The following is a 19,409-nucleotide window of genomic DNA, read 5'->3' on the forward strand; positions in this document are numbered from 1 at the left end:
TGTTTACACAGAAAATTGTACATAGTATACTAACACAATGTAAGTAGGCACTTTTTCGTTCAATACTTACTAAGGGGGAAGTATAGAAATGAAAGAAGCAACCGGAATTTACGAATTTAACGGCAAGCGTTATCAATGTCCAATTGAGCTGTCAATAGCTCTGCTAGCTGGTAAATGGAAAACAACAATCATCTGCAAACTGATGGATGGCACAAAAAGATATGGAGAACTTAAAAAACTAATTTCTGGTGTTAATCATAAAATGCTCGCTGAACAACTAAGAGAACTTGAAGAAGTAGGCATTGTAAAGAGAACGGTCTATCCGGAAGTGCCCCCAAAGGTTGAATATGAATTGACACCATTAGGTGAAACATTAAAACCAGCAATTCAGTATTTGCAAACTTGGGGAGCTCAATTTAAAGTGACAGAAGATCATCAGGCTGCCGATTCACATCTTATTCAGGCAGAAACCCCATAATTAACAATGCGGTAGCACATAAAAAATCGGCAGTTCAAGACATGATTCTCGTATCTTGAACTGCCGATTTTTCACAATAACTATCGCAATCAAGCATGCTCACACTTCCCATTCGGTAAGAATCGAACGAATAAGTGCGTACTTACTTTTCGTTAGTTACTTATGTATAATCCGAACTAGATAAGCGCTTATCTAGTTAATAAATGACTGGCTTCTAGTTGGAAGCTGGATGAGAAATGAGGAGTGTATAGAATGAAATCGTTAGTTATTGTGGCTCACCCCGACTTATCATCATCGAGAATTAATGCGGCATGGGTCAATGCCTTGCAACATCAATCAAATATTACAGTCCATCAACTGTACGATTTTTATGCGGACGAAAATATTAATATTCAATATGAACAGACATTGCTTGAAGCCCATGAGCGCATTATTTTTCAATATCCGCTCTATTGGTACAGTTCGCCGCCATTGTTGAAAAAATGGTTTGATTCCGTTCTCCAACCCGGCTGGGCTTACGGACCAGATGGAGACAAAATGAAAGGAAAAGAAATCGGCATTGCTATTTCCACTTACGGTGCAGCAAGCTCCTATCAGCCTGATGGATTTAACCGTTTTACGATTCATGAGCTGCTAAGACCTGTTGAAGCGTTAACGCATTACATTAGCGCTACCTACTTGCCACCTTTTGTACTTAATGATATTAGCAATATCTCTGACACGCAGCTGGAGCAAAACACTAAAGAATACATCAACTATATAAGCTCAGCAATTCCTGCCGCTTCCTAAGCTAAGCTGCTAGTCCTCTGATCGAGCTAGCTGCTTTTCACAATAAACACAAATACGAGTGCAACGATTGCACTCGTATTTTGTATTTTGTATAGCTGTCAAAAGAATTATCGCTAAACTGACCATAAAATGAATTTTCCATTAGTGGTGCTTTCCTTCTCCTCACTTTCACTTAATAGTTTGAAGTGACCTTTTAATATGGAATCAAAGGTGAAGAGGCTGTTTGAAAGTAATATTCTTCAATAGCCGCCTTCTTTATCTTCGAAACCCTAATCATTTCACTAAAAAAATTCATATAATCCGTTGGCAAAATAATTGTATAAATCGTTATCGATTATCTTTTCTCCATATCCTTCAAAGAAAATTTGCTTGTCTATATCATTTTCAAAAATATTTGGTTTCGGGCGAATAGCTAACGATAAATCATACCTTGGGTCCCCAAAAATTCCTCCGCTCCAGTCAATCACACCTGTAATGACACCATTTTCAACTAAAACATTATCAACAGTGAAATCACCATGAATAAGCGTTTGTTTAATACTAGAGGGTTTATTTACTTGAATTTTCTCTAACAGCTCCTTTGTTCCATCCACCTCGTAATTTTCCAAATTGTATTGCGCTTGCTCTAACATTTTAGGAAGCCATGGCTGTTGCGCCATCAATTCATTAGGACAAGGCGTTGCATGAATTTGATGCAATATTTGTCCAAAATTAAATAGGATTTCTTGTCGTTTTTCCATGTTTTTCTCGTTGGATAAAGCACTTCTAATCGTTTCTCCAGGTAAAAATTCAATAAGAGCCCATGCTTCATTTTTAGACTTTTGCTCAATCGAAAACGCCACTTTGGGAATAGGTAATTTAGTTTCACTCGTTAAACGATTGATGACTGCTACCTCTTTATTTAACCACGAGGAAAATAATTCACCCTTTGCTCTTTTTAATACATACGACCTGTGATCATTTTCAATGATGGCTACATTGGAAGTATAGCCTTGTTTCGGGAATCTCATAGCATGTATATTTTTCAAATAATCTTGTATTTCATTAGGGATTTCTTCTTCCTTTATTGGCTGCAACCATTAACACTTCCTTTCAAATTATTTTGATTTTATATAATTGCTTAATATAAAAAATAGCTGACTTTAACTAGCCAGCCACTTTCCTTATCTCATTTTCTCTAAATCCTGATAATCCTGCATAAAACGCCCGCCATCAGCTACAACAGAATGGTAAAGCGCTTTAACAGCCGCTGATTTATCTAGCCCCATATCCTTTTTGATGGTCTTCAACTCATCATGCAATTCACGATGCTCATTAATTAATTTTAGCATCGTATTTTTATTATATTTCATCACTTTTCTCTCCTTACAGTACTTGAATAAAGACAACTTTTAAGTAATTAAATTCTGGGTAATTGTGTGGCACTTGAAAATCTTCAGGCAGTTGGTGCTGCTCTAAAATTTTATAGCGCTTTTTCGCATCTTTAAATGCTTTATCAATAAAGGTTTTGAATTTTTTCATATTGAAGCTCGCATTATTTGTTGAAGCGATAATCACGCCATTTTCAGCTGTAATCGCCAGTGCATCCTTCAGTAACTTCGGGTAATCTTTCGCTGTGCTAAAGGTCGTTTTTTTCGTGCGTGCAAAGCTTGGCGGGTCCAGTACAACAACATCGAATGTTAATTGATGACGAGCCGCGTAACTAAAATAATCAAAAACATTCATCACTTTAATATCCTGCGCCTCATAATCAATTGCGTTGACGCTAAATTGCTCAATCGTTTTTGGCAAGCTGCGCTTTGCTAAATCAACACTCGTTGTTTTCATTGCGCCACCAAGTGCTGCCGCGACCGAAAATGCACCTGTATAAGAAAATGTATTGAGTACCGTTTTCCCCTCACAATATGAATCGCGCAAGGCCTTCCGCACATTGCGTTGGTCAAGGAAAATCCCTGTCATCGCCCCATCATTCAAATCGACCGCGTAGTTCATCCCATTTTCTTGAATAATAATCGGAAATTCGCCCTTTTCGCCTGACACATAATCATCCTGCTCTACATACTGTCCGTTCACATTAAAACGCTTTTTCTCATAAACCCCGCGCGCATTCACTACTTCAGCAAGCGCTGTATAAACAGCTTCACGGAAAGCATAAATCCCCTCGCTATACCAGTTCACCATATAAAAGCCGTTGAAGAAGTCAATCGTTAAGCCACCGATGCCATCGCCTTCTCCGTTGAAAACGCGGAAAGCTGTCGTATCATCTGCCTCATAAAAGCTCGCCCGACTTGTCACAGCTTCACGAATTTTCTTGGCAAAAAATACCGTATCAATTTGTTCATTTTCTTTGCGTGTTAACACCCAGCCAATGCCTTTATTTTGCACGCCATAATAGCCTGTTGCAATGTATTGCCCTTGCTTGTCCACTAGCTGTACAAGTGTCCCTTCTTCGATTGCAACATCTTCATTTTCCAGCGCCGTTTTTAAAATTAATGGATAGCCATTTTTTAATTCTTTTACATAGTTGTCTTTTATCAATAGTGTTGTCATGTCGTCATCCTTTATCTTTGGCATTTCTTCTATTATACACTTATTCGTTAGTTACCTAATAAAATATCATTAAAATTCTTTAATTGAAATGAAGTGAACTACTCCCACCACTTACCACCCTTGTGGGTCGCTTGAAGTGGGGGCTTCTCGACTTATCGTTGCTTTTACTAGCCAACGAAAACTGACCGAGCTAACCCTCTTGTTCCAAGAGTTTTTATTTCTATACTAACGCTAATAGGTGTATACCTTCATTTTTGATATTGATTGCTGAATTATAGTCACGATCTGCCGCATAGCCGCAGGAACAGCGGTAGGTGCGTTCAGATAGTTTCATCAGTTTTTCTGCACCACAACATGAACACTTTTTAGTGGAAGGGAACCACTTATCAATTTTCACAAGTTGTTTCCCTTGTTCCTTTAGCTTATACGCTAGGAAAGTAGTGAACATCCCCCAACCGTTGTCATGAACGCTTTTTCCAAAGCGAAGGGCTTGAGACATTCCTTTCATGTTCAAGTCCTCCATCACAACAGCATCAAAATTAGAAGCTAACTCTTTTGACTTATGGTGAAGGAAATTCATACGTTGGTTTGCTACTTTTTCATGTAACTTAGCCACGACTAGCCGTTGCTTGTGCCAACGTGCAGAACCTTTCTTGCGTTTCGATAGAATACGTTGTGCTTTGGCTAATTTTTCTGACATGACACGATAATAGCGAGGATAATTGGCTTTCTCATTCTCACTACTCACGTAAAATTCAGCCATAGCAAAATCTAGCCCAACGACATTTTCTATTTTTTTCGGTCGTATGTCTTTTTTGTATTCTGTTAGTACAGAAATATAATATTTTCCTGAGTTTGTTCTTGAGATTGTACATGATTTTAGTTTGTAATTCTTAGGAATTTCTCTATGCTGTTTGATTTTCACAAGTTTCAGTTTTGGTAACTTGATCTGACCATCTTTCAATTCGATGTTTCCATTGACGAAGTTAGTTGTATAGGATTGTTTTGTTTTACGGTTTTTGAACTTTGGAAATTCAGCATTTCCTTCAAAAAAGTTCTTATAAGCCGACTGTAAGTTCATTTGTGCGTTCGCTAAAGCCAGTGAATCCACTTCTTTTAGGAATGGAAATTCACCTTTATACTTTGCAGGAGTCGGAAACTTTTGTTTTTTTAAGTGCTTCTTTATCATTCTTGAACTTTTCATACGTTTCTTTGCGTTCAGCTAACATCTTATTGTAGACAAAGCGAACACAACCAAATGTCTTAGCTAATACTACGGATTGTTCTTTGTTTGGCAACAAACGAAATTTGAAAGCTTTGTTTTGATTTTCTACATTTTGGCGGAATATTGGCGGTTAACGACAAAAAATGGCGGAATATTAGTGGTGAGAAAATAAAGCATACATGTTATTCTATAAATAACCTAGGAATTATACAACATTTACTTAAAAGGTATATTTATAAAAATTAGTTTTTATGTAATGAAACCAACTGATGTGTGTTTTGCAGTGTACAAATAATGAAATACAAGCTTATAAAATAGTAGTAATGAGCGTAAAATCTGTACCCCATTTCCAAAACGATGCAAAGTTTGAAATTTCAGCAATCGTGAATGATGGTGGCGCAACAACAAGTGTATTCAATCGAGCTATAAGTCATCCTAACGGTAGTTTTTCTCAATCATAAATTCCAGGTTGATTTTGTAAACATCAGCTCTTAGTAAATGGATTTTGTAGGAGTTTTTTGATTTCAAATTATTTAGGAGTATAAAATGAACAGCAAATATCTTAAAGATTCTTATTTCATTTTGATAAGCCCAATAATATGGATATGTATCGCCATATTAGGATTGGTTAGTTTATTGGTTAGTCTATTTAATTTAAGAAAAGCTTTAACCATTAAAACTATATCTCCCAAAATGCTTTCTCAAGTTGAAATAGAATCTCTACTTTTAAAACAACACCACCAGTAAATACAGTGAAAGAGAGGTATGATTCTATCTATCTCTCTTTCATTATTTTCATTTGTATTTTTGCCCCTATTATGATTTATCCCATATTGAATCTGCAAATATTGATATATTATTTAATTCCCTGCATTTTAATGGAAAATTTAGCGTGTAAAAAATACATATATGTTACACTAAAAACAAACTATGGATTTTTACAACCCTATTTTATTCTGATGTAATAACCTATTATCATTTCATTTAGAAAAGAGGTGAAGTTTATGAGAAACAAAATTATATTTTTTGTCATATCATTACTTTTTATTTTTACCTTACTAGCTGGCTGTAATAAAAAAGCAGGGCTATCGAACCCAATATTTAATTGGGAAGGGGCTAATTATGTTGTAACAAATGAACCTTTACCTGCATTTGATGTTGAGGAAAAAGTAGGCGAAACGACTACTAAAGTAACAGAATTGCCATCTAGTCATGGAGAAGGGTTTGCACTTCCTATCGGTACTGAGCTATACAAAATAAAAGATATCGAAATTACACACAGTTTTGATGGGATGATGGCTGTTAAAGTCGATGAAAAATTCAAAGTAGCAAGAAGGCTAATTGAACCTTAATTTTATACCATCTTTTATCCATAAAAAATCAGCCGCCCCATTTTGGAGACGGCTGATTTTTTTATTACTTCACAACGATATTAACTAATTTACCTGGGATGACAATTACTTTGACAACGTCTTTGCCTGTGATAAATTCTTGTACTTTTTCATCTGCTAATGCAGCAGCTTCTAGGTCTTCCTTCGAAATATCTTTCGCTACTTTCACTTTTGCGCGGACTTTTCCTAGTACTTGCACAACAACCTCTACTTCATCTTCTTCAAGCTTTGATGGGTCGAATGTTGGCCATGCTGAGTACGTAATTGTTTCTGTATGACCGAATTTTTGCCATAGCTCCTCTGCTACGTGACGAGCAACTGGTGAAATCATTTGAATAAAGCCTTCTGCATACTCTTTTGGTATAGCGTCCACTTTATAGCATTCGTTAATGAAGACCATCATTTGTGAAATCGCTGTATTGTAGCGCATTGCTTCAAAGTCTTCCGTCACTTTTTTCACCGTTTGGTGGTAAACAAGTTCTAATTTTCCATCGTTTGTGTCAACAATTTTGCTGCTGACTGTGCCGTTATCGTCAATGAATAGACGCCAAATGCGATCTAGGAAGCGACGTGAGCCATCTAAGCCATTTGTTGACCATGCTTTCGATGCTTCAAGTGGTCCCATGAACATTTCATAAAGACGTAGCGTATCTGCACCATGTGATGCTACGATATCATCTGGATTAATAACATTGCCTTTAGATTTAGACATTTTTTCGTTATTTTCACCTAAAATCATGCCTTGGTTAAATAGCTTTTGGAATGGCTCTTTCGTATGCACAACCCCAACATCATACAGTACTTTATGCCAGAAGCGAGCGTATAGTAGATGCAGTACCGCATGCTCTGCACCACCAACATAAATATCAACAGGTAACCAGCGTTTTGCCAGCTCTGGATCGATAATCATCTCATCATTATTTGGATCGATATAACGTAGATAGTACCAGCAGCTACCAGCCCATTGTGGCATCGTATTTGTTTCACGACGACCTTTTTTACCTGTTACTGAGTCAACTACGTTTACCCACTCTTCGATATTAGCAAGTGGTGATTCACCTGTACCGCTTGGGCGAATATCATTTGTTTTTGGTAGCATTAATGGTAGCTCTTCTTCTGGAACGGTTGTCATCGTGCCATCTTCCCAATGAATGACAGGAATTGGTTCGCCCCAATAGCGTTGACGCGAGAATAACCAATCGCGTAAACGATATGAAATTTTCTTCTCGCCGACACCATTTTCCTCTAACCAAGCAATCGCTTTCGCAATGCCCTCTTCTTTATTTAAACCGTTTAAGAAATCAGAGTTAATATGCTCGCCATCACCAGTGAATGCTTCGTTTGCAATATTACCACCAGCAAGTACTTCTTTAATTTCTAAGCCAAATTGCTTGGCAAATTCATAATCGCGCTCATCATGAGCAGGTACTGCCATAATCGCACCTGTACCATACGTTGCTAATACATAATCAGCAATCCATATAGGCATTTTCGCACCGTTAATTGGATTCACCGCATATGCACCTGTAAAGACACCTGTTTTTTCTTTCGCTAAATCTGTACGCTCAAGATCTGATTTTGTTTTTACTTTGTCAAGATACGCATCTACTTGCTCGCGTTGCTCTGCTGTTGTAATTTCAGCAACTAGCTTATGCTCTGGAGCTAATACGGCATACGTTGCACCAAATAACGTATCTGGGCGTGTTGTAAATACATCAAATGAATGGTCTGTGCCGTCAATTTTAAACGTCACTTCTGCACCTTCTGAGCGACCAATCCAGTTGCGCTGCATTTCTTTTAAGCTTTCTGGCCAATCCAGTTCATCTAAATCATCTAGTAAACGGTCTGCATATTCCGTAATGCGTAAAATCCACTGACGCATTGGGCGACGCTCTACAGGATGTCCACCGCGCTCCGATAAGCCGTCGATTACTTCTTCGTTGGCAAGCACTGTACCTAATGCTGGACACCAGTTTACAGGTACTTCATCTACATAAGCTAGACCACGATTAAATAATTGAATAAAAATCCATTGCGTCCATTTATAATATTTTGGGTCTGTCGTATTCACTTCACGATCCCAATCATAAGAAAAGCCTAAATCGTCCATTTGACGTTTGAATGTTGCAATATTTTTCGCTGTAAACTCTGCTGGGTCATTTCCTGTATCTAGGGCATATTGCTCTGCTGGTAAACCGAATGCATCCCAGCCCATAGGATGTAGTACATTATAGCCTTGCATACGTTTAAACGAGCTTAAAATATCTGTCGCAATATAGCCTAGTGGATGCCCTACGTGTAAACCTGCCCCCGATGGATACGGGAACATATCTAATGCGAAAAACTTTGGCTTGCTGTTGTCGTTCACCGTTTTAAATGTTTTATTGTCGGCCCAATACTTTTGCCACTTCTTATCAATTTCCTGATGATTGAAACTCATATTACTCCTCCTCAAAATCATAGTATCGACTTGTTTTCTAGCGTGCAAACCGAAGTGACAGAATTTTTAGAAAAATAAAAAACTCGCCCCCTTCCGTAGAAAGGGACGAGAGTAAATTTGACTCCCGCGGTACCACCCAAATTAGTGACACTGCACTCAGCTCCAGCTTCTTAACGCGAAAACACGGCTTTTAGAACACTAAAAGCAAACTCAAAGGCGAGTTCAATTTGTTCACTTGTTAGCTCACACCAACCGCTAACTCTCTAAAAAAGTGTCGAAATTTACTACTCCTTGTCATAGTCGTTGTATATAATGCCTTCATTCTAATGGAATTGGCTTGAAAGCACAAGTCTTTTTTACAAGTGCCAGGCACACACACAATTTCCACACAATTCACAAAAAAAATTTTTTAGCGCACTTTACTGTTCAAATTATAAATTTCATTCACTTTTCATAGTCAAATTTCTAATTTCGAACACTTTGCACAACAAGCGCTTTATTGAGCAGTTTGACAAGATTCACCATTGTTTTTACACTATATTCAATTAACACATAAGGAGGGCTGCTATGCCTAGAAAACATCGCCTTTGGTCACCATACCATTATTTCCATATCGTCATGCGTGGGAATAATCGACAAACAATCTTTTTACATCACTCTGATTATCAAGCTTTTTTGCGAATTTTAGAGTACACATATCAAAAATATCAATTTTCCATCATTGCTTTTTGTATTATGCCAAATCACTACCATTTGTTACTTCGTTCTCCCTATGCTCCTCATAGCAAAATCATGGCGATGATCAATCGGCGTTATAGTGATTATTTCAAGAAGAAATATAACTACACTGGTCATCTATATGAAAAAAGATTTTTTTCCGATATTGTACCTTCCCCCTTTGATATCATTGCTGTTAGTCGCTATATTCACCGTAACCCTATTAATACAACCGTCCCTTTAGTAGAAACACTAGCCCTTTACCTGTATAGCTCTTACTATTATTACTATAATAAAGTGCCAGCACCATTCTGCTTTTTACATCAAGATACTCTTCTTTCTTATTTAATTCATTCAAAATATCCTACCCTAGATCTCTATTTAACATATTGTGAAGATGATTATGATTTACAATTGAACCATAACAAAAGCTAGTGCTTACTTAGTTGTAACACTAGCTTTTTACTTGAATTGTATTTAGTTTTCTGAATTTTCTTTATTGTTTGTGTGCCAGGCACATGCAGGGATAATCGCTATAAGAAGCAACACAACTAAACTCCACATTAACGTCTGCATATCGAACAAATCAACCATCACTCCACCGAATAATGGACCAATCATACGCCCAATTGTTGTTGCACTATTGACAATACCTTGATAAAAGCCCTGTCGACCTTTTGGTGCAAGCTGATTCGCAATCGTCGGAATAACAGGTGTGAAAAATACTTCTCCTAATGTTAAAATCACCATCGCCACTGCAAATATTTTAAATTCCTCCGCCACTGCAACGATGCCGAAAGAAAACGACATTAACACAAGCCCTAATACAAGCTGATGCTTTAATTTCTTTTCCCAACGTCGAACGAGCGGACGAATAATTGGTTGGAAACCTACAACCAGTAAACCGTTAATCGTCCAAATAATGCTATATTGTGATAGTGACATACCTAAACCTTGTGTATAGGAGGAAATGGTTGCACTCCACTGTGAATAAGACATCCAACATAAAACTAAGGCGATACATAAAGTTAATAAAGCATACATACCCGCTTTGGACTCTTTATTACCTCTTTCTGCAAGTACATTTTTAGGTGCCATATTTTTCGTATCAAAGCGTTTATATGTCAAAACGACGAGTAAGAAAAAGATTAGATACATAAAAAAATTCGCTTTAAAAACATATTCAAAATTAAAATCTGCGATAAAGCCTGCTAATGCCGGACCAACAGCTACACCAACATTATTCGATAAAAATAATGTGTTGAACGCTTTGCGCCCACCTTCTGGCCATGCAGCACCAATTAAGGCATACATCGCAGGAAAAACAACACCACCGCTAAAGCCGATAATCGTTAATAAAATGACATAAGGCCACCAATCATGCCAAAACATCAATAAGCTGAGTGCACCTATATTTAATGTGACACCAATCACAATTGTTTTAAAGCCACCAATTTTATCAAATAAATAACCACCCAATAAATTACCGATGACCGCTGCTAATGAATTCAACATTAAAACAAAGCCAGCAATCGTCAACGTTTTTCCAAGATGATGGTGTATATATATAGCATTTAAAGGCCATAAAAAGGAGCTACCTACCGTGTTCAAAAACATCCCGATGACTAAATACCATACCTGTCTTGGCATACCCTCTCTCCTTCCAAATTCATCCGATATTCAAAATATCAGTCTATGCCTCTTTTGCAAAATATACAAGAAAAAGTTTTTCATATTAGTGCCATGCCCTATTAAAAAATAAGCCTCCTCCTCTTGGAGTTTGACTGATTTCTCACATTAATCTATGATCTTTTTTTCCAACGCAGATGATAATATAGGGTTTCTCCTACTATCACCGCTAGTAAATAGAAGATGATGCCCGTTTTCCACTGGAGTGAGGGGAATGTAAAAAAAGCGCAAATTAAACCAAGCAATGCGCCACCAATACATAATAGATAAATAGGAACTCGATGTACTAAATAGGATTTCAATGAAATAAGCCTCCTTAAATTATTTCATATTAGAGAAAATCATACATCATTTAAGTATGGTAAACTACTACTTGCAGATTGTTCTTTAAAGGAGTGACAACAATGACAAAATTCCCCTTCCCCTCAGATGGGAAACGTTACTATACATGGAATCGCTATTTGCGTAATGAATTTGGACAAAAGGTGTATAAAGTTGCTTTAGATGCAGGCTTCGATTGTCCAAACCGCGACGGGACGGTTGCTTTTGGTGGCTGTACATTTTGCTCAGCAGCAGGCAGCGGTGATTTTGCTGGCAATAAAGTGGACCCCATTCCCGTACAATTCGAAAAAATTAAAGCGAAAATGCAGCATAAATGGAAAGATGGCTTAACGATGGCTTATTTTCAAGCTTATACGAATACACATGCCCCACTAGAAGTACTAAAGGAAAAGTTTGAAGCTGCGCTTGCTTGTGAGGGTGTGATGGGTATCAGCATCGCCACACGTCCTGATTGCTTACCAGACGATGTTGTTGAATATTTAGCTGAATTAAATGAGCGTACGTATTTATGGGTGGAGCTCGGCTTACAAACGGTGCATGAAAAGACGGCGAATTTAATTAACCGCGCACACGATTATGCAACTTATATAGAAGGTGTAGAAAAGCTACGCCGCCATAATATTCGCATCGTCACACATATTATTAACGGCTTACCTTTGGAAACGTATGATATGATGCTAGAAACAGCACTTGAAGTAGCCAAGCTTGATGTACAAGGTATTAAAATTCATTTACTACATTTATTAAAAGGCACGCCATTAGTGAAACAGTACGAAAAGGGCATGCTGCAATTTATGAATCAAGATGATTACATAAAGCTCGTTGTTGATCAGCTCGAAGTACTTCCGCCCCATATGATTGTACATCGCATTACAGGCGACGGACCGATTGATTTAATGATAGGGCCGATGTGGAGCGTTAATAAATGGAGTGTGTTAAATGGGATTGATGCGGAATTAGACCGTCGAGATACATGGCAAAGTAAATTTTACGAGGTGAAGAAATGAAACTACAACGTGTTTTACAATATGCGCAAAGCCTTTTAGCAGAGGCGATTCAAGAAGGTGATATCGCTGTAGATGCAACTGCAGGTAACGGACATGATACATTATTTTTAGCCAATTTAGTTGGCGACGACGGCTATGTCTATGCCTTTGATGTGCAAAAAGAGGCTGTCGATGCAACACTTCATCGCCTTCTCGATAATGCGCTAGAGCATCGTGCCCTCGTTTTAAAAGATGGACATGAAAATATCGCGAAATATGTCACAAAACCTGTAGCGGGTGCTATTTTCAATTTAGGCTATTTACCTGGCAGTGATCATTCCATTATTACGAAGCCAAATACGACGATTACTGCACTGGAAACCCTTCTGCAATTATTAAAAGTAGGCGGTATTATCGTGCTTGTTATTTATCATGGGCATGAAGGCGGCGCAGAGGAACGCGATGAAGTGCTACGCTTTGTTAGCAGCTTACCACAAAAGTATGTGCATGTTTTGCGATATGAGTTTTTAAATCAACAAAACACCCCGCCGTTTGTTGTTGCCCTTGAAAAAGTGAAGGAAATGGATGATAACTACTCGCCAGTTCAAAAGTAATGTTCGGTTTATTGAATAAGTGAATTCGTTCGATAAATAGCCATATTCGCTCATAAGATTCTCAAACTCGTCCAACCAAAAGAGGCTGTTCGAAAAGATGTTACTCTTTTCAAACAGCCCTGTTTCTATTCCTCATCCACCCAACTAGCACGTGTCGCAACGAAAAAAGCGGCTGCAACAGATACAATCACAACAAGAAAAGGTGCAACAAATATTAAAAAGTTACTCACTGTTTTGCCCTCCTATACATGATGATCAGATTTCCCTGATACATATTCTTTATTAAAGACAAACAAGCGGAACACTAAGTAGAGTGACGGTATTAATAAAGCTAGCCCTGCAATAAATACGACAACCAAGGCAATCGCCATCGCCTCATTCGTAAAGCTATCGTGAATTGTTAAATACGGATAGAGCAAATACGGATAATGTGAAACGCCATATGCAAAAAATGCTAACGCGAATTGGACAATGAGTAAGATGAGCGCCCAATTATAACGAATGCGTTTATAAATGAAATACACCGTTCCAGCAAATAACAAGCCCGATAGCGCAAAGAGCCACCACACATCAAACATATTTTCATAATGCCAATTGTTTAATTGACGCATTTCGATAATAATACCGAAAGCACTCACAATTAAAGGCCCTGCCCAAATCAAGGCATATTTTCGCATCACTTCTGTTGCCTCACGCTCTCCAGCTTTATGCGCATACCATGTTAAAAATACAGCGGAAATATACAGCACTGCCACAATCGACAGCACAACGATCGACCAAGATAATGGGCTAGCAAATAATGCACCATAATCAAGCTTCGGATGCCCGCTATCCATATTGACAAAGCCACCTTCTGAAATCGTTAAAACGACAGATAAAGCAGCGGGAATAAACAGCCCTGAAATTCCATAAGCAAGCGCATAGCCTTTATGTCCGCTCACACCGCTATACGCTTCGAATGCGTAGTAGCTACCGCGAATCGCTAATAAAATTAAAGCAATGGAGGCAGGGACAATCAGTACCGTTCCATAATAGTAAGCCGTTTGTGGGAAAAAACCCACCACCCCGACAAAGAAAAATACTAAAAAAACATTGGTAATTTCCCAAACAGGTGATAAATAGCGCTTAATAATTTTCGTTAATGTTTGATGATTTCCTCGCAACAAGCTATAAGCATTGAAAAAACCTGCACCAAAATCAATGGAAGCAACAATCACATAGCCAAACAAGAACAGCCATAACACAGATATACCTAATATTTCTAATGCCATGAGCCTTCACCATCCTGTCTTGAATTTAGTTCCTTGTCAATCGGATTATTTTTAAACATGCGATGTAAAATGACAACACTGCCGACACCTAAAATAAAGTACACGACTGCAAAGGCAATAAATAAATATTCAACACCAGTTGCCGTTGTAGCCCCTTCAGCTGTGCGCATAATGCCATATAAAATCCATGGTTGACGCCCCATTTCTGCCAACCACCAGCCTGCTTCTATTGCAATAACTGATAGCGGTCCACCTAGTACAATGAGCCATCTAAACCATCTTGCCTCAACGAAAGACCAGCTTCGCCATTTGCCGAGCACAAATATAGCGGATAATAAAATCATAAAGACACCGATTGAAACCATAATATCAAAGAAATAATGAATAATAAGAGGTGGATGCTCATCTTCTGGGAATTGGTCAAGCCCGATAACTTCGGCATTAAAATCTGTATGTGATAAAAAGCTTAGCATTTTCGGTAAACGAAGTTCATATTTGATTTCGCCGTCATCTAGCACACCGAATAAAATTAAATCAGCTCCTTCTTCCGTTTCGAAATGCCATTCTGCCGCCGCTAGCTTTTCAGGCTGATATTCCGCTAAATACTTCGCTGAAAAGTCGCCAACGACCGCTGAAGCAAGTGCAAAAATCAACCCTAGCTTCATCGTTAAAACGAGCGCTTTTTTATGATAAACATGATTTTCCCCACGCAATAATTTGTATGCAGCAATTGCTGCAAGGATAAATGCTACCGTCATAAAGGCCGTTGTTAAAACATGTCCAACTTTTGTCGGCATTGCTGGTGTAAACATCGCCATAAATGGCTGAATATCAATTAATGCATCCCCCTTTACCGTAAAGCCTTGCGGTGCATTCATAAAACTATTGACAATCGTAATAAAAAGAGCGGACATGGCAGCACCAATACTCACAGGAATTAACAGTAACATATGATATTTCGGGTTTTTAAAGCGATCCCACGTGTATAAATAAATACCGAGGAAAATCGCCTCAAAGAAGAACGCGAACGTTTCCATAAATAATGGTATCGCAATCACTTGCCCAGCTACTTCCATAAACTGTGGCCATAATAATGATAGCTGCAAACCAATAATCGTCCCTGTCACAACACCAACAGCAACGGTAATTGTATAGCCACGTGCCCAGCGTCTGGCCATCATCGTATAATGCATATCATTTTTCTTATAACCTACATATTGTGCAATTAAAATCATTAACGGCACGCCGACGCCAATCGTTGCAAAAATAATATGGAACGATAACGTAAGCTCCGTTAATGCTCTACTCCAAAAAACAGAATCCACTTCCCTCACTCCTTTATTTTGATTCAGCAGATATCACAGATTTTCTAACATGCACTCGAAAAATCTGCACGCAATGACTGATTGATTAACTAATTTGCTTTCATCGTAGCACTAATTATAACGGTAATCTATTTTAGTCGCTTTGCTTTCACATGTATTCACATATTCGACATACAGAAATTTGTCACAAAACGCATAAAACCACTACGAACACAAGTGTATTCCTTTCCAAAAGTCACAAACTTAGTATACCTTTAAATAGTAGTTAATTGTCAGAATTGTTTGTGTGCCTGGCACTCACACAAATTAAGGAGGGTACAACATGACATGGTTAAAACAACTGGCATTTTCAGAAAAAAAATATATCGCATGCTTTATATTTTTTAGCTTATTGATTGCAGGGGCAATTATTGGACAAGCATATAGTATTGTCAAAATCGTTGATAGCGTCTTTATCGACAAATCATCCTTTGAGGCAATACTGCCGTATGCTGCGCTTTTAGCAGGAGCGATTTGTGTGAGACTTGCGGCACAAGCTTCTATGCAGCTGACAGCTAACCGCTATGCAGGAAATGTGAAAACGAAGGTGCGTCAGCAATTAATGGCACATTGGTCTACACCAACTTCCAAACCTGCTGGTGAAAAAATTGCGATTTTACAGCATACTGTTCAGGAGTTGCATGCTTATTATGCGCAGTATATTCCGCAATTTATTAAAACATTGACGTTACCAGCGGTCATCGTCATCACGCTATTTTTTGTACATCCAACAAGTGCCATTATTATGCTAATTACGGCACCTTTTATTCCTTTAACTTATATTTTAATCGGTATTCAAACAAAGGCAAAGTCGGAGCAGCAGCTGACGAAAATGAATCGCTTTTCAAGCACATTTTTAGAAATGCTCTACGGCTTGCAAACATTAAAATTATTTGGCAAAGCACATGAGCAGGAGCACAAATTAAATGAGCATAATAGACAATTTTCAATCGCAACATTAAGCGTTTTGAAAATCGCCTTTGCTTCTACTTTATTTATTGAGCTTATTACAACACTTGGTATTGGTCTAGTCGCACTAGAAATCGGCTTTCGCATGATTGTCTTCCAAACGCTTGCCTTTGCGCCTGCCTTTTTCGTTTTAACAGTAGCACCTGAATATTATCAATCATTAAAGGAGCTTGGTGCCGCCTTTCATACAGGGCGCGGGAGCTTAGCAGCAGCCGAAATTTTACAGGAAGCATTATACGAACCAAAACGTGAGCCAATTTGGGGAACAGAGGCTTTTTCTGAAGCACCTTCCCTTACATTAAAAGATGCTTCTATTCAATACGAGCAACAAACAATTGGACCTATCACCTTGACGGTTCCATCAAAACAAACCATCGCCATTATCGGACCATCTGGACATGGGAAAACAACGATTTTGCATATGCTTGCAGGATTAATCAAGCCTGATACGGGGCAGCTACTAATTGATAGTAAAGCGCAATCTAGAATAGAAGAACAAAAGTGGCGCCAAGAGATGATGCTCGTCGCGCAAAGACCATATTTATTTGCCGCAACATTGCGAGAAAATTTGCAAATGGGCAAAGATTACTCAGAGGAGCACTTGCTCGAAGCCTTACAGCAAGTGCAACTTATAGCATGGTTTAAGCAACTTGCAAATGGCTTGGACACAAAAATTGGCGAAGGTGGGCTCGGCTTATCAGGTGGCGAGCAGCAACGCATTGCGTTAGCAAGAGCTTGGTTAAAAAAACCTTCTGTTTTATTGTTAGACGAACCGACTGCCGCGCTTGATGTCAAAACAGCGGAAGCCGTTCATCAACTAATTCAGCAATTTCATCATCATAGTACCGTCGTTATTGTCGCACATCGCTACGAAAGCATCGCACATGCAGATATCATTTACGAAGTCCGAAATGGACAACTGAAAAGAGGTGAAACATCATGTGGCAAATGATTGTAAGTGAAAAAAAAGATTTTTTATTCGCCTTGTTAGCTGGAACGATTAGCGGCTTAACAGCGGTCGCACTATTTGCCCAAAGCGGCTTTTTAATTTCCAAAGCTGCCTTATTGCCACCGTTTTATATTATTTTAATTTTAACCGCCTTTTTAAAGCTGTTCGGTGTTGCTAAATCTGCTAGTAAATATGCGGAACGCTATATATCACATCGCGTCACATTTTCCCTGCTGGAAAAAGTTCGTATCCGCTTTTTTCAAAGCTTGCAGCCACATGCACATGCTTTACTTTCAAGTTACCGAGGCGGCGATTTATTAACACGTATGACGAAGGATGTTGATACATTACAGCAATATTTTTTACGTGTTGCTTATCCACCGCTCGTTGCATTGCTCGTCTTTTTCGGCACGATGCTATTTACGGTTTGGTTTTCTGTTTGGATTACTTTACTGTTACTAATAAGCGTCCTACTGTGCACCGTTATTTTGCCTGTCCTTTGGCAAAAAAAGAAAGAAGCGACGAGTCAGCAGCTCTATACCGAAAGCTTAACCGAATATTTTTATGGCTTAACCGATTTAACGGTAGCTGGGCAACGTCCTGCTTCGGAGCAAGCACTTCAACAATTGAGCGTCGACTTTGAGCAAGATTTGCAAAACGAGGAAAAGCAAGCGCTTCAAGCACAACTTGTCAATCAAGCGATCGCCTTATTAACCGCCTTTGCTGTCGTTATGCTTGGTGCTTATTTCGTAACAACAGGCGCTTTAGATGGGCTTTATTTAGCGATGCTGTTGTTAATTGCCTTAACCGTTTTTGAGGTGGCGATTCCACTCGGCACGGTCCCTTTGCATAAAGCAAAGACAAAAGAAGCGTTTAATCGTTTGACGGCATTTAATAGCACAACAATACCAACACAAGCTTTACAGCAAGACAAATTGCACTCGTTGCAAGCAGATAAACTAAGCTATCGCTATCCAAATAGCGAATTTCAAGCATTACGCGACGTCTCATTTACGATAACAAAAGGTGAAAAAATTGCCATCATAGGACCAAGTGGTGCTGGAAAATCGACACTTTTCCAATTGCTGATTCAAAATTTACAGCCAAGTGTAGGTAATATTTTATGGAATGGACAAAAAACCGCACAAATTCAACATGAAGAGCTATGGGCTCAAATGGGCATTATGTTGCAGCACAACCACTTCTTTAGCGGCACTGTACGGGAAAATTTATTAAGTGACCAAGAAGATGCACATATGGAGGAGCTGTTAACTAAATTGCAGCTACCCTTTTCACTTGAACAAGAGGTTTTAGAAAATGCGCGCAATTTATCTGGAGGAGAACAGCAACGTTTAGCGCTTGCTCGTGTACTATTACGCGACGTACCTATCTATTTATTAGATGAGCCATTTGCTCATTTAGATAGCAATTTAACAGCGCATTGTACCGATTTGTTATTAGCATCACCCCAAACCATTGTTTGCGTTACACATAAGCTCGATGCACTTGCACATTTTGATCGTATTTTTGTCATTCATGAACACCAACTGGTAGAAATCGGTCACTACGATGATTTAATCGAAAAACAAGGCATTTTTTATTACATGCAAAAACTATCAACATAAAAGCAGTTGT

The 19,409-nt window shown here is 38.5% G+C and carries 16 protein-coding genes, 1 pseudogene and 1 other annotated feature; of the genes and pseudogenes, 8 read left to right on the top strand and 9 right to left on the bottom strand.

Annotated elements, in window-relative coordinates:
* Positions 1–88 precede the first annotated feature (88 nt).
* Positions 89–478, top strand: a complete 390-nt coding sequence (locus tag C9J34_RS05510) for a winged helix-turn-helix transcriptional regulator (protein ID WP_107838867.1) — start codon at positions 89–91, stop codon at positions 476–478.
* A 252-nt stretch (positions 479–730) separates the two neighbouring features.
* Entirely contained in the window at positions 731–1,267 is a 537-nt protein-coding gene (locus C9J34_RS05515) for an NAD(P)H-dependent oxidoreductase (protein WP_107838868.1), read from the top strand.
* A 281-nt stretch (positions 1,268–1,548) separates the two neighbouring features.
* On the opposite strand, the gene C9J34_RS05520 is transcribed toward C9J34_RS05515, so the two are convergent.
* The 4 genes and pseudogenes from C9J34_RS05520 to C9J34_RS05535 form a co-directional block, all read right to left on the bottom strand.
* Positions 1,549–2,343, bottom strand: a complete 795-nt coding sequence (locus C9J34_RS05520) for a phosphotransferase family protein (protein ID WP_107838869.1) — start codon at positions 2,341–2,343, stop codon at positions 1,549–1,551.
* Positions 2,344–2,430: 87 nt separating this feature from the next.
* On the bottom strand, positions 2,431–2,619 hold the full coding sequence (locus C9J34_RS05525) for a hypothetical protein (RefSeq protein ID WP_107838870.1): 189 nt from the start codon (positions 2,617–2,619) through the stop codon (positions 2,431–2,433).
* Between the two features lie 13 nt (positions 2,620–2,632).
* Positions 2,633–3,817 (bottom strand): class I SAM-dependent rRNA methyltransferase, encoded by a 1,185-nt coding sequence (locus C9J34_RS05530; RefSeq protein WP_107838871.1) that lies wholly within the window; start codon positions 3,815–3,817, stop codon positions 2,633–2,635.
* 220 nt (positions 3,818–4,037) lie between these two features.
* Positions 4,038–5,166, bottom strand: a pseudogene (locus C9J34_RS05535) (RNA-guided endonuclease TnpB family protein).
* An 880-nt stretch (positions 5,167–6,046) separates the two neighbouring features.
* Here C9J34_RS05535 and C9J34_RS05545 point away from each other — a divergent pair.
* Positions 6,047–6,394 carry a hypothetical protein gene (locus C9J34_RS05545; protein WP_107838873.1) on the top strand — a complete coding sequence of 116 codons (348 nt, stop codon included), beginning with the start codon at positions 6,047–6,049 and terminating at the stop codon, positions 6,392–6,394.
* A gap of 64 nt (positions 6,395–6,458) precedes the next feature.
* Here C9J34_RS05545 and leuS read toward each other — a convergent pair whose 3' ends face one another.
* Positions 6,459–8,873 carry a leucine--tRNA ligase gene (gene leuS / locus C9J34_RS05550; protein ID WP_107838874.1) on the bottom strand — a complete coding sequence of 805 codons (2,415 nt, stop codon included), beginning with the start codon at positions 8,871–8,873 and terminating at the stop codon, positions 6,459–6,461.
* 98 nt (positions 8,874–8,971) lie between these two features.
* Positions 8,972–9,180 (bottom strand) — a binding site (T-box leader).
* A gap of 260 nt (positions 9,181–9,440) precedes the next feature.
* Here leuS and C9J34_RS05555 point away from each other — a divergent pair.
* Positions 9,441–10,025 carry a transposase gene (locus C9J34_RS05555; protein ID WP_107838875.1) on the top strand — a complete coding sequence of 195 codons (585 nt, stop codon included), beginning with the start codon at positions 9,441–9,443 and terminating at the stop codon, positions 10,023–10,025.
* Between the two features lie 42 nt (positions 10,026–10,067).
* On the opposite strand, the gene C9J34_RS05560 is transcribed toward C9J34_RS05555, so the two are convergent.
* The gene (locus C9J34_RS05560; RefSeq protein WP_107838876.1) at positions 10,068–11,240 is read right to left on the bottom strand and encodes an MDR family MFS transporter; all 1,173 of its coding nucleotides are present in this window, start codon (positions 11,238–11,240) and stop codon (positions 10,068–10,070) included.
* Positions 11,241–11,683: 443 nt separating this feature from the next.
* Here C9J34_RS05560 and mnmL point away from each other — a divergent pair, with 443 nt between their 5' ends.
* Both mnmL and mnmM read left to right on the top strand, forming a co-directional pair.
* Positions 11,684–12,628, top strand: a complete 945-nt coding sequence (gene mnmL, locus C9J34_RS05570; RefSeq protein WP_107838878.1) for a tRNA modification radical SAM protein MnmL/YtqA — start codon at positions 11,684–11,686, stop codon at positions 12,626–12,628.
* A complete protein-coding gene (gene mnmM / locus C9J34_RS05575) occupies positions 12,625–13,221 on the top strand; it encodes a tRNA 5-(aminomethyl)-2-thiouridylate-methyltransferase MnmM (protein ID WP_107838879.1) in 597 nt (198 codons plus the stop codon). Before mnmL ends, mnmM begins: the two co-directional genes overlap by 4 nt.
* Positions 13,222–13,346: 125 nt before the next feature.
* On the opposite strand, the gene cydS is transcribed toward mnmM, so the two are convergent.
* The 3 genes from cydS to C9J34_RS05585 are packed head-to-tail and all read right to left on the bottom strand — an operon-like array spanning position 13,347 to position 15,826.
* A complete protein-coding gene (gene cydS / locus C9J34_RS22810; protein ID WP_411830082.1) occupies positions 13,347–13,451 on the bottom strand; it encodes a cytochrome bd oxidase small subunit CydS family protein in 105 nt (34 codons plus the stop codon).
* Positions 13,452–13,463: 12 nt separating this feature from the next.
* Complete coding sequence (locus tag C9J34_RS05580; RefSeq protein ID WP_107838880.1) at positions 13,464–14,492, bottom strand: cytochrome d ubiquinol oxidase subunit II; 1,029 nt, start codon at positions 14,490–14,492, stop codon at positions 13,464–13,466.
* A complete protein-coding gene (locus tag C9J34_RS05585) occupies positions 14,483–15,826 on the bottom strand; it encodes a cytochrome ubiquinol oxidase subunit I (RefSeq protein ID WP_107838881.1) in 1,344 nt (447 codons plus the stop codon). The genes C9J34_RS05580 and C9J34_RS05585 overlap by 10 nt, the downstream gene beginning before the upstream one ends.
* Positions 15,827–16,139: 313 nt before the next feature.
* On the opposite strand from C9J34_RS05585, the gene cydD reads away from it, so the two are divergent.
* The gene (gene cydD, locus C9J34_RS05590) at positions 16,140–17,777 is read left to right on the top strand and encodes a thiol reductant ABC exporter subunit CydD (protein ID WP_107838882.1); all 1,638 of its coding nucleotides are present in this window, start codon (positions 16,140–16,142) and stop codon (positions 17,775–17,777) included.
* Positions 17,765–19,399 carry a thiol reductant ABC exporter subunit CydC gene (cydC, locus tag C9J34_RS05595; protein WP_107838883.1) on the top strand — a complete coding sequence of 545 codons (1,635 nt, stop codon included), beginning with the start codon at positions 17,765–17,767 and terminating at the stop codon, positions 19,397–19,399. The genes cydD and cydC overlap by 13 nt, the downstream gene beginning before the upstream one ends.
* Positions 19,400–19,409: the final 10 nt, after the last annotated feature.

Origin of the sequence: Metasolibacillus meyeri, assembly GCF_003049505.1 — a bacterium.
GTDB classification, from domain to species: domain Bacteria; phylum Bacillota; class Bacilli; order Bacillales_A; family Planococcaceae; genus Metasolibacillus; species Metasolibacillus meyeri.